We start from the raw sequence: 10,425 nt of genomic DNA on the forward strand, positions 1-10,425 counted from the left end.
TTATTTATTGAGGTTGAGTTCGATAGCCGTCCCCATTGACTTCATAGATAAATCACAAGCTTCAAGAATTTTTAAAATACGTAGGCTGGATCGACCATCATTAATTGGACTTTTGTTATTTAGTATGCAATCAGTAATGTGCTCTAATTCAATTGCTAAAGCTTCGGTGTGTGGCAAATGCGGTGAGTACATAGAACCCATTCTATAGCCAGCCATGCTAGTCATTATGCCGTCTTGGCTATTTGGTTCAATCCCTCTGTTGTAAATTTTTATTTTTTCGTCACTTTGGCAGTCATCCCAAGAGAGCATTGCTTTGTCACCACCAATAAGAACACGGCGTATTTTAACAGGAGATAACCAGCTTAGGGAGAAATGAGCTGTAATGTTATTGTCGCACTTTATTGTGATGTAGGCAACATCCTCTGTCTTTCCGATGTGTTTCGATCCAAATGCGCTGACTTGAATGCGTTTAGGAGAAAATAGGTAGTCAACAATCGAGAGGTCGTGCGGGGCGAGATCCCATATGACATTTATGTCGTTTTGAATGAGCCCTAGGTTTACTCGCACAGAATCGTAATAAAATATTGTACCTAGATCGTTATTATGAACCAGTGTGTACATCGCTCGTACACTCGGAGTAAATAAGAAAGTATGGTCAACTATGAGTAATTTTTTATTTAATTCTGCTAGTTCGCATAGTTCAGTCGCATCTTTAGAAGAAAGTGCTATCGGTTTTTCGACTAATACATGCTTTTCAGCATGTAATGCATTTTTAGTTAATAAGTGATGGCTAGAGGAGGGGGTTGCTATTATGACCAAGTCTATATTTTTGTCTTCAAAGATGATTTTTGGTTCATTGCTCGTTGTTACTGATGGATACAAAGAAGATGCTTTGGAAATGCGTGAATGGTCTTTGTCGACAATGTACTTCAATTCCATTTTAGGCGTTGATACAACGTTACGCGCTAAGTTCGGTCCCCAGTAGCCAAATCCGATCAGCCCTACTCTTATCATGATATTTTTTCCTATACAGTGTGTAGCTTATGTCGCCTATTAAGATGGTATAGTTCGATTGTTTTAACGTGTCAAAATATAGGTTCCGATGTTTTATTGGATTCTGGGAGAGAATCACTTTTCCCTCAAGCCCTCGGATGCTAGTTGCTTTTTGAAATAATCGCAGGTTAGATCCAGGCCATCGAACAATTTGATCTGCGGTTCCCATCCATATTGGATTTTCGCCAGGGAAATGTCAGGTCGGCGCTGTTTGGGATCATCGTTTGGAAGTGGAAGAAAAGAAATTTCTGATGAGCTTCCTGTCAACTGAATTACACGTCGCGCCAGTTCCAGAATGGTAAACTCCCCAGGATTCCCCATATTCAGCGGTCCGCAAAACTCATGATCATTGCGCATGAACCGCAGCATCAGTTCCACCAAATCGTCCACGTAGCAGAATGATCGCGTCTGCGAGCCATCTCCGTAGATGGTGATGGGCTTGCCTTGCAAGGCTTGCATGATGAAATTTGAGACGACCCTTCCATCATTTGGGTGCATTCTGGGGCCGTATGTGTTGAACAGTCTTCCCACCTTGATGGGCAGGCCGTGCTGGCGGTGGTAGGCGAAGAAGAGGGACTCAGCGCAGCGTTTGCCTTCGTCGTAGCAGGAGCGGTGGCCTATCGGATTGACGTTGCCCCAGTAGGATTCCGGTTGCGGGTGGACGTCCGGGTCGCCGTAGACTTCTGAGGTCGAGGCCTGGAAGATCGGGATGCGCAGGCGTTTGGCCAGGCCCAACATGTTGATGGCTCCGTGCACGCAGGTCTTGATGGTCTGCACCGGGTCGTGCTGGTAGTGGATGGGTGAGGCCGGGCAGGCCAGGTTGTAGATTTCGTCGACCTCGACATAGAGCGGGAAGGTCACGTCGTGGCGGATGAGCTCGAATCTTGGATTGGGCAGCAGGTGCTCGATGTTCTGGCGCGAACTTGTGAAGAAGTTGTCCACGCAGATGACTTCGCAGCCTTCCAGCAGCAGACGTTCGCAGAGGTGTGATCCCAAAAAACCGGAACCGCCCGTGACAAGGACTCGTTTTCGTAAGTGCATATGTTTCCCGCCATCCTGGCAAGAGGTGTCAAAATCCTTTCAGCCCGACCGGCCGCCCTTAAATGGCAATCTGCTGCGTCAGCGAACAAATCCAGACCGCTTATCTGCCTAATACACCGCACGTCCTGGATTTTTTCTCTTCCTTGCATCTTACCATTTTTGAACGACCTGTGAATTTTGAATTTTCAATAGTCACCTATTGGGCTGCCTAAAAAATCAATTTGCACTTGGCGTGCCAAGGCGCGGTTGAATATGTTCGGGGTGGCCGCTCGGGGAGGCTTGCGGCTGTTTGGAAAGAAGTCTTATACGGTCAGGGCCTGCAGGGTCAGCCACTCTCTGATTGTTTCATCCTGGACTTTATCACCAGTGAAATCAACCTGTTCAGTCATATCCAGATCTTCGAAATAGCAAAGTTGCTCAAGAAAAAGTTTGGCATTGAAGGCCCCCCGGAAAATCGTCCTGGTGCAGTGGATGAGTTCCGATAGAGTGACGTGGTCACGGAGCATGAAATAGAGGTCCACGTAATCCTTCCACTTGCTTCTCCTGCCGAGCGCATACGCTTTCATGGACCCGATGACCGGTATTTCCGGGAGTCGGATTCCTGCACGCGACCAAGACACGGTCGGCCGGATGGGAAATGGAAAGGAGAAGAAGGTAAATTTGACGCCCTGGAGGATGATGGTCAGTTCGTCGCTTGTAGCGGTCAGCGTATGTTCAGGGAAGTGCCCCTTGGTTTGGAGAGAACGAAGAATTGATTCCGGCCGGATTTCTTCGGGTATGGCCAAGTCGAAATCAATGGATTTTCGATGTCCGATCTGCAGGGCCAGGGCGGTTCCGCCGCAGAGATAGAATTTTGGGAAATCGGGCAGGATCGTTCCGGCCAGACTCAATTGGGATGCGCTCAGAATTTCTTCATGCATGATGGGCAAAATAGAGAGAAAAGTAGTTGATGGTCGGCGGGCGGTAATTGCAGCGTTCTTTGCGGATCTGTTGTTCAAAGATTCTGCGTACTTCTGGTATGCCGATCTCGATAAGCAAATTTTTGACGTCATCAATATCGCCCTTTGTCAGGATGCCCTCGACCACGCTTTCAAGCGACAACCGACGTTTGTCCGCGACATCCCACCACAGGTATTCTCGTGGGGCCACGAGGGCCTCGTATTGGCGTTCGTTTAGCATGGCTGCGTGGAGATGTTTGTCCCCCCCTTCATCCCCCCAACTGCTTGGTCGCGAACATCTTCATCTTCTTGGCTTCGACAAATTCGGCGTTGACGGCCAGGGCGCGGTCGGCGGCGGCGATGGCGTTTTTCCAGCGTTTCATGTCCAGGTAGACCCGGCCCAGGTTGAAGTAGATGATTTCGTCATGGGCCTGACGCTCCAGGGCCTGGATGTAGAATTTCTCGGCTTCTTCGAGTCTGCCGGATTTGCGCAGGGCCATGCCCAGTTTGTTGAAGATGTGGGCCGAGTCCGGGTTGTCCGCGTAGGCTGCCTTCAGGTATTCCAGCGCTTCGTCGTATTTTCCGAATTCAAGGAAGATGTCCGCCACGGTGATTTTGAGTTCCGTGTCGGTTTTGGCCGCGTCGATGAGGCGTCCGCAGACCTGCTGGGCCTTGGCGGTTTCGTCGGATTCAAGAAGTTTTCTGGCCAGTTCCAGTTGCTTGAGCCGGTATTCCGCCAGTGCGGCCAGGTGCGAGTTGGCTTCGTCGGCAAGATTTTCCTGCAAAAAGGTCAGGAGGGCGTAGAGGCTGGCAAGAAGTTCCCGCTCTTCGCCGGGCTTGTAGCTGATCTGGAGAGGGTAGATTTTTTTGAGCTCGCGGTCGTTGGCGAGGTGATAGGCGGCCTTGTCCAGGGACTCGGTGAAGGACTGCATTTCGTGCTTCATGAGTTGGCCCTTGAGGATGAACCCGACCGCTTCGTGCAGATTGGCCACGGCGGCAAGGAGCTTGCCCTGTTTGAGCAGCATGTTGACTTCTCCAAGCTGTTTCTTGGCCTTGAGAATCTCTGCCGACATGGGCGCTCCTTGCGCGACGTGCGCGATTTAGTTGTTTATTGGACCTGACCGGATTCGACCATGCGCCTGAACCGGGCGAAAAAGTACTGGCTGTCGTGCGGTCCTGGGCCGGCTTCAGGGTGATGCTGCACGCTGAAGATGGGTTTCGTCTTGTGGCGGAAACCCTCCAAGGTCTGATCATTCAGATTGAGGTGAGTCAGCTCCAGGAACTCCAAGTTGGAAATGTCTACGCAAAAACCGTGGTTTTGTGAAGAAATTTCGATCTTTCGGGTAATGTCGTCACGTACCGGATGATTGATCCCGTGATGGCCGAATTTGAGCTTGAAACTGGTTCCGCCCAGGGCAATTCCGAGGAGCTGATGTCCAAGGCAGATGCCGCCCACGGGATACAGCTCGCAGAGTTCCCTGATGATGGCGATGGCCTCGGTCAGCGTGGCCGGATCGCCGGGGCCGTTGGACAGGAAGATGCCGTTTGGCGCCAATTTCTTGACGAGTTGGACCGGGAAGGTCGGCGGTACGGCCAGAATGGTCAGGTTTTCCGCCGCCAGCAGGCGCAGGATGTTCCATTTGATGCCGTAATCGTACACGATCACGCGCAGGCTGCCCTCGGAATTCTCGGGCCAAAGCGGCAGGTCCCCATCCATTGTCGCGGGCACGGGCCCAGTTCCATCCCAATAATATGGTTCCTTGGGAGCCACGAAATCGACCAGGTTTGCGCCTTCCATGGAGGGCAGGGCCGCCGCCTTGGCGACAAGCTCCTCCGGGGTCAGGTCGGCCGTGGAGATGATCCCGCGCATGGCGCCATGAATGCGCAGGTGGCGGGTCAGCGCGCGGGTGTCGATCCCTTCCAGGCCCATGATGCCGTGGCGTTTCAGATAGTCAGGAAGACTCTCCTTGGAGCGCCAGTTCGAGGGCTCCTTGCAGCATTCCTTGACGATGAGCGCCGGGCAATGGATGCGCGAGGATTCCACGTCCTCAAGGTTCACGCCGTAGTTGCCTATGAGCGGGTAGGTCATGCAGACCATTTGTCCGTAATACGACGGATCGGTCAGGATTTCCTGATAGCCGGACATGCCGGTGTTGAAGATGACTTCGCCGCCGGCTTCGCCGGGGCCGGTGAAGGACTGACCCGCAAACCAGGTTCCGTCCTCAAGGGCCAGAATAGCTTTCATGTATGATGTTCTCCTCTCATGAGTGCAATGACTGTTGGCAGATCTTCTGGGCGGTCCACGCCGTGGCTTTTGTGCCGCGTCAGGGACACGTGGATGGGGATGCCGGCTTCGAGCAGGCGCAGTTGTTCCAGTTTCTCCAGTTTCTCCAAATGACTCTCGCCCAAAGCGCTGAATTTTTCAAGGATGTGCATTCGCAGTCCGTAGATGCCGATATGTCCTATATATTCCGGAGTGTTGTCGCGTCCAAAGGGGACCTGGGCGCGGGAGAAATAGAGTGCCCGGCCGTCCGCCGCGCGCACTATCTTGACCCGATCCGCGGATGCGGCCTCCTCGGGGCTTATGATGTGCCCCAAGGTGGTGACCTGCACGAGCGGGTCGTCGAAGGGCCGGATCAGTTCGGTCAGCATTTCGGGATTCAGGGCCGGTTCGTCGCCCTGGACATTGACGATGACGCTGTCCGGGGCCGCGTCAAGGAGGCGCGCGGCCTCAAGCACACGGTCCGTGCCGCTGGCGTGGTCCTGGCTGGTCATGAGCGCGGTCATGCCCAGTTCCCGGGCTGCGCTGAAAATGCGCTCGTCGTCCGTGGCCAGCGCCACTGTGTCTATCTGCGGGCACAGGCTCGCGCGTTGCATGACGTGCCAGAACATCGGTTTGCCATGGATAATGGCCAGGGGCTTGCCCGGAAAGCGGGAGCTTTCGTACCTGGCCGGGATGATAGCGATAACCTCAGGCATGGGGACTCCGGTGAAGATAGGGGCGGATGAGTTCGATCGATGCGGCCGTGGCGCCCTGTCTGGCGCGTACATAATTCAGGGCCGCCTCCCGGACTTCGCTGCGCGGCGGGGCGGGGGTGAGCAGGAAGCGGGCGATTTCAGGGATGGATTCGGATTTGAAAACCAGGCTGCCGAATATCTCATCGCCAACCCAGTCGAAGTTGCGGGTGTGCGGACCGACGCACGACAACACGCCCTGAGCCAGGGGTTCAAGGAAGTTCTGCCCCCCCAGCCGCGCCAGGCTGCCGCCCACGAAGGCGCGCCGCGCCAGGGCATAGGCCGGGTTCATTTCGCCGAATTTGTCCCAGAGCACAACGCTCCCCGGCTGCGCCTGGCCGTCCAGCGTGCCGCGCAGGGCGAAAGGTATCCCGCTGAGGGAGAGCAGCCCTTGCCATGCGGGGATGCGGTGCATGTGCCGGGGGAAGAGGCCGATGACGCACTGTGCGTCGTCTGCGCGCAGTTGCCGGATCAGCTCCAGCACCAGCGCTTCTTCCTGTTCGCGCACGGAGCCGAGCACGATGAAGTTTCGCTCCGGGGGGATAAGCTTGGCCAACGGATTGTCGTCGCGGGTCATGAGCGGCGTGCTCATGGCGCGGTCGAACTTGATGTTGCCGGTGACAGTCGTGCATTGGGCCCCGAAGATCAGTCCGAAGCGCTGCGCGTCGGCCGGAGCCATGGCTCCGATGCATCGCGGCGCCCAGCGGCGCAGCAGGGGCCCAAGGAACAGGTAGCCGGCCAGGGATTTGGCCGTCATGCGTGCGTTGACCACCACCACGGGCAAGCCCCTGCTCGCGCAGGCCATGAGCAGGCCCGGCCAGATTTCCGTTTCAAGGAGCACCACCACCCGTGGCCGTGCCCGGTCCAGCATCCGGCCCATGAGCAGAGGCAGGTCGAGGGGCAGCATGCGGGTCTGCAGGTCCGGCGAGTCCAGCCTGCCCAGTACTTCAAGTCCCTGGCTGGTGCAGGTCGTGGCCAGGATCGGGACGCCCCGCAGGTGCTCGAGAAGGCCGGCCACCAAGGCACATTCCCCGGCCGAGGCGCCCTGTATCCAGATTTCGCAAGGGGCGGGGGCACCGATTCCAAGCCGCTGCTTCCAGCCCTGGCGCATTCTGGCCGAGAGAAAGGCGAACGGCCCGACCAGGCACCAGAGCAGGGTGTAGAGCGTCCCAAAGAGCAGGCCAAACGCCGGGGCAAGGCGCGGCATCACAATTTTTTGCGTAGCCCAAGCTCGATGAGCCGGGTCAGGAGTTGCTCGAACGACAGGCCCACGGCCAGGGCCTCCTGGGGCAGGAGGCTGGTGGCGGTCATGCCGGGCAGGGTGTTGACTTCCAGCAGGTACGGCGTCCCGTCCGTCGCGACCATGAAATCCGAGCGGCTGTAATCGGCCAGCCCGAGGGCGTCGTGGGCGGCGCGGGCCATGGACTGCAATTTCTCGGTCAGTTCGGCCGAAATCGGGGCCGGGCAGATTTCTTCCGTGGCCCCGGCCACGTACTTGCTTTCGTAGTCGAAGAATTCCCCGCTTCTGGGGCGGATAAGGATGGGCGGCAGGACGCAGCCTTCGAGCACTCCGCAGGTCAGTTCCTGGCCCTTTATGAGCGCCTCGGCCAAAAGATCCTGTCCGGCGATTTCAGGCTGGGCAAGGTAGCACTCCAGTTCTTCCTCGGTCCCGACAATGCCGACGCCAAGGCTTGAGCCTCCGGTGTTCGGCTTGACCACCAGCGGGAAGGGCAGCAGGGGCCGCCACTCGGTCACATGGCTGGCCGGCACGAACTCCCAGGCCGGGGTGGACAGTCCGGCGGCCTCGAAGATCTGCTTGGACACGGCCTTGTTCAGGGCCAGGAGCGATGCGCGGGAGTCCGAGCCCTGGTAGGGCATGCCGATGCGTTCCAGCAGGCACTGGATCAGGCCGTCCTCGCCAGGGGAGCCGTGCAGGTTGATGAAGGCGAATTCATGGCCTGATGCCGCTTCATACAGGTCGCGCAGGTCGCGGACCGGGTCGAAGAGGGTGACGTGGTGTCCCAGTGCCAGGAGGCCCTTTTCGATCTGTCTGGCGCCGCTTAGGGCAACTTCCCGTTCACCGGACCAGCCCCCGGCGATCAAAAGGATATTCATGTATATTTTCTCCTAAAATGGTGCTGAATAATTGTTCGAGTTCGCGCCCCTGATTGAAGGCGCGGGTGATCCATTCCCGGCTGCGGTCGGTGTGTCCGTAGCGGTCGAAGAGGTCCGCGAAGCGTTCCTCCATGCCGACGATGGCGTCGTGCTTGACCCGTTTGTCCGCGTAAATGATGGCCAGGGGCAGAAAGTGCTTTTCAAGGTCGAGGGCTCCCGGCCAGTAGACATGATGCATGACACCCTGGGCGATGCGCGGATTGCGGATCAGATCCATGACCCAGGCCGCGCCGATCTGGCTGTGATTGCCGCCGTGTTCGATGGAGTAGGTCTTGCCCAGATCGTGCAGGAGGCCTGCCGCGCGCACCGATTGCACGAAGTCGTCTTGGCCGAGTCCGTCCGGATTGCCAAGCCCCTTTCTCACCGCGAATTCGGCCAGGGTCGTGGCCACGTCCGCCACCAGGCTGCTGTGGACTTTTATGTGCTCCAGCATGGCATACGTGTTCCACCATCCCCGGCAGTCCTCGTCGTTTGGGATTCGTCCCTGCGATGCGGTGGGGATGAGGGTCAGGGGGATCTCAAGTTGATTCATTTTAGGGCCTTTGGGACCTGTCGGCGCGGGAAGAGTTCATTGACACAAAACACCCAGGGATTTAGCAACAGCGTTGACAAAAAGCAAAGCGGGAGATGTGTGCCATGTGCCTAGCGATTCCAATGGAAGTGCTCAAGATTGAGGGACAAAGTGCCGAAGTGCAGGTTGGCGGGACGAGGCATGTGGTTCGTCTGGATGTGATTTCCGAATTTCCGGAAGTGGGCGATTACGTCATCGTCCATGCCGGCTTCGCCCTGACCCGTCTGGATCGGGAGGAAGCCATCGCCACCCTGAAACTTTTCGAGGAAGGGCTGAACATTGAACTTGTTTGACAATTTCAAGGATCCCCAGCTGTGCAAGACTCTGCTGGCTCGAATCCACGCCGAACTGGACGGGGAACTCAGGTTCATGGAGGTGTGCGGAACGCATACGGTTTCCATTTTTCGCAGCGGGGTGCGCTCCCTGCTCTCCGAAAAGGTCGTGCACCTCTCCGGTCCCGGCTGTCCGGTCTGCGTGACCCATGACAGCGAAGTGGCGGCCTTCCTCGAACTGGCAGGCAAGAACGCCATCATCACCACTTTTGGCGACCTGATGCGCGTGCCCGGCCCGGACAAGAAGACGCTGAAGAGCGCCCAGGCCGAAGGGGCTCGCGTCAAGGTTGTCTATTCTCCGTTTGACGCCCTGAAGATCGCCCAGGACAACCCGAACGACAAGGTCGTCTTCCTGGGCGTTGGCTTCGAGACCACGGCTCCGGCCATCGCCGCCACTGTCAAGGTGGCCCGCGAGCAGGGCATCTCCAATTTTTCCGTGCTCTGTTTCCACAAGCTCGTTCCCCCGGCCCTGGACGCCCTGGTCGGGGACCCGGAGCTTCAGGTGCAGGCCTTTTTGCTGCCGGGACACGTCTCGGCCATCATCGGCGTGGAGCCGTACCGTTTCCTCGCCGGGAAACATGGCTTGCCAGCCGTGGTGGCGGGGTTCGAACCCGTCGACATCCTGCAGGCGCTCTACATGTTCGTGACCATGCGCAACGAGGGCAAGATCGAGGTCGTCAACGCCTACACGCGCGTTGTGTCCGACGAGGGCAACCCCAAGGCCATGTCCGTCATGAACGAGATTTTTTCGCCCTGCGATGCCCTGTGGCGGGGCATCGGCCTCATTCCCGGCAGCGGGCTCGAGATTCGTGACGAATTCGCGGGCTATGACGCCATGCGCGTTTTCGACATGCAGTTGCACGACGTCCCGGAAATCAAGGGCTGCCGTTGCGGGGACGTGCTCAAGGGCAAGATGTCTCCGGACAAGTGTCCTCTTTTCGGCAAGGCCTGCACTCCGGCCTCGCCGGTGGGGCCGTGCATGGTCTCCACCGAAGGCTCATGTGCCGCCTACTACAAATACAGGGTCTAGGGGCGACCGGCGAAAATTGATTCTGGACTGCGCTGTTCGCCGTTTTTTGAGGGCTCGTGTAGTCGGCTACACATCGCCCTCCAAAAACGTCTCTCGCCTTGCCAGGACGACACCGTAAAAAAGTCCCGAAAGAATCTGAGTGTCATTCCCGCGAAGGCGGGAATCCATTCTTAAGTAGTCGACCCTGAAAATATGACAATATACTGAAATAAATTGAAATTTACTCGGAAATAACGTATTTCGAATAACCAGTAATGCAGTGAAAAATGC

Annotated in this window: 12 protein-coding genes; 2 read left to right on the forward strand and 10 right to left on the reverse strand. The window is 56.7% G+C overall.

Features of this window, described 5'->3' with window-relative positions; translation table 11 throughout:
• From BMZ24_RS16255 to BMZ24_RS16295, 10 genes are all read right to left on the reverse strand, one after another.
• On the reverse strand, positions 1-1,014 hold the full coding sequence (locus tag BMZ24_RS16255; protein WP_092193807.1) for a Gfo/Idh/MocA family protein: 1,014 nt from the start codon (positions 1,012-1,014) through the stop codon (positions 1-3).
• A gap of 114 nt (positions 1,015-1,128) precedes the next feature.
• Entirely contained in the window at positions 1,129-2,094 is a 966-nt protein-coding gene (locus BMZ24_RS16260) for a UDP-glucuronic acid decarboxylase family protein (protein WP_092193808.1), read from the reverse strand.
• Positions 2,095-2,396: 302 nt separating this feature from the next.
• Positions 2,397-3,092 (reverse strand): nucleotidyl transferase AbiEii/AbiGii toxin family protein, encoded by a 696-nt coding sequence (locus BMZ24_RS16265; RefSeq protein WP_161949199.1) that lies wholly within the window; start codon positions 3,090-3,092, stop codon positions 2,397-2,399.
• Complete coding sequence (locus BMZ24_RS19845; RefSeq protein ID WP_161949200.1) at positions 3,007-3,243, reverse strand: hypothetical protein; 237 nt, start codon at positions 3,241-3,243, stop codon at positions 3,007-3,009. The genes BMZ24_RS16265 and BMZ24_RS19845 overlap by 86 nt, the downstream gene beginning before the upstream one ends.
• Positions 3,244-3,301: 58 nt before the next feature.
• On the reverse strand, positions 3,302-4,105 hold the full coding sequence (locus BMZ24_RS16270; RefSeq protein ID WP_092193810.1) for a tetratricopeptide repeat protein: 804 nt from the start codon (positions 4,103-4,105) through the stop codon (positions 3,302-3,304).
• A gap of 35 nt (positions 4,106-4,140) precedes the next feature.
• Positions 4,141-5,277, reverse strand: coding sequence for a glutamine-hydrolyzing carbamoyl-phosphate synthase small subunit (gene carA, locus BMZ24_RS16275; RefSeq protein WP_092193811.1), 1,137 nt, complete (start codon positions 5,275-5,277; stop codon positions 4,141-4,143).
• On the reverse strand, positions 5,274-6,011 hold the full coding sequence (gene kdsB / locus BMZ24_RS16280; protein ID WP_092193812.1) for a 3-deoxy-manno-octulosonate cytidylyltransferase: 738 nt from the start codon (positions 6,009-6,011) through the stop codon (positions 5,274-5,276). The genes carA and kdsB overlap by 4 nt, the downstream gene beginning before the upstream one ends.
• Positions 6,004-7,254 carry a 3-deoxy-D-manno-octulosonic acid transferase gene (locus tag BMZ24_RS16285; protein WP_092193813.1) on the reverse strand — a complete coding sequence of 417 codons (1,251 nt, stop codon included), beginning with the start codon at positions 7,252-7,254 and terminating at the stop codon, positions 6,004-6,006. Before BMZ24_RS16285 ends, kdsB begins: the two co-directional genes overlap by 8 nt.
• Positions 7,254-8,162, reverse strand: coding sequence for a D-alanine--D-alanine ligase family protein (locus BMZ24_RS16290; RefSeq protein ID WP_092193814.1), 909 nt, complete (start codon positions 8,160-8,162; stop codon positions 7,254-7,256). The genes BMZ24_RS16285 and BMZ24_RS16290 overlap by 1 nt, the downstream gene beginning before the upstream one ends.
• Positions 8,125-8,754, reverse strand: coding sequence for an HD domain-containing protein (locus tag BMZ24_RS16295; protein ID WP_092193815.1), 630 nt, complete (start codon positions 8,752-8,754; stop codon positions 8,125-8,127). Before BMZ24_RS16295 ends, BMZ24_RS16290 begins: the two co-directional genes overlap by 38 nt.
• 104 nt (positions 8,755-8,858) lie before the next feature.
• On the opposite strand from BMZ24_RS16295, the gene BMZ24_RS16300 reads away from it, so the two are divergent.
• Positions 8,859-9,086 (forward strand): HypC/HybG/HupF family hydrogenase formation chaperone, encoded by a 228-nt coding sequence (locus BMZ24_RS16300; protein ID WP_092193816.1) that lies wholly within the window; start codon positions 8,859-8,861, stop codon positions 9,084-9,086.
• Complete coding sequence (gene hypD, locus BMZ24_RS16305) at positions 9,073-10,155, forward strand: hydrogenase formation protein HypD (RefSeq protein ID WP_092193817.1); 1,083 nt, start codon at positions 9,073-9,075, stop codon at positions 10,153-10,155. Before BMZ24_RS16300 ends, hypD begins: the two co-directional genes overlap by 14 nt.
• The last annotated feature ends 270 nt before the right edge of the window (positions 10,156-10,425 follow it).

It is taken from the genome of Desulfomicrobium norvegicum (assembly GCF_900114595.1).
GTDB lineage: Bacteria > Desulfobacterota > Desulfovibrionia > Desulfovibrionales > Desulfomicrobiaceae > Desulfomicrobium > Desulfomicrobium macestii.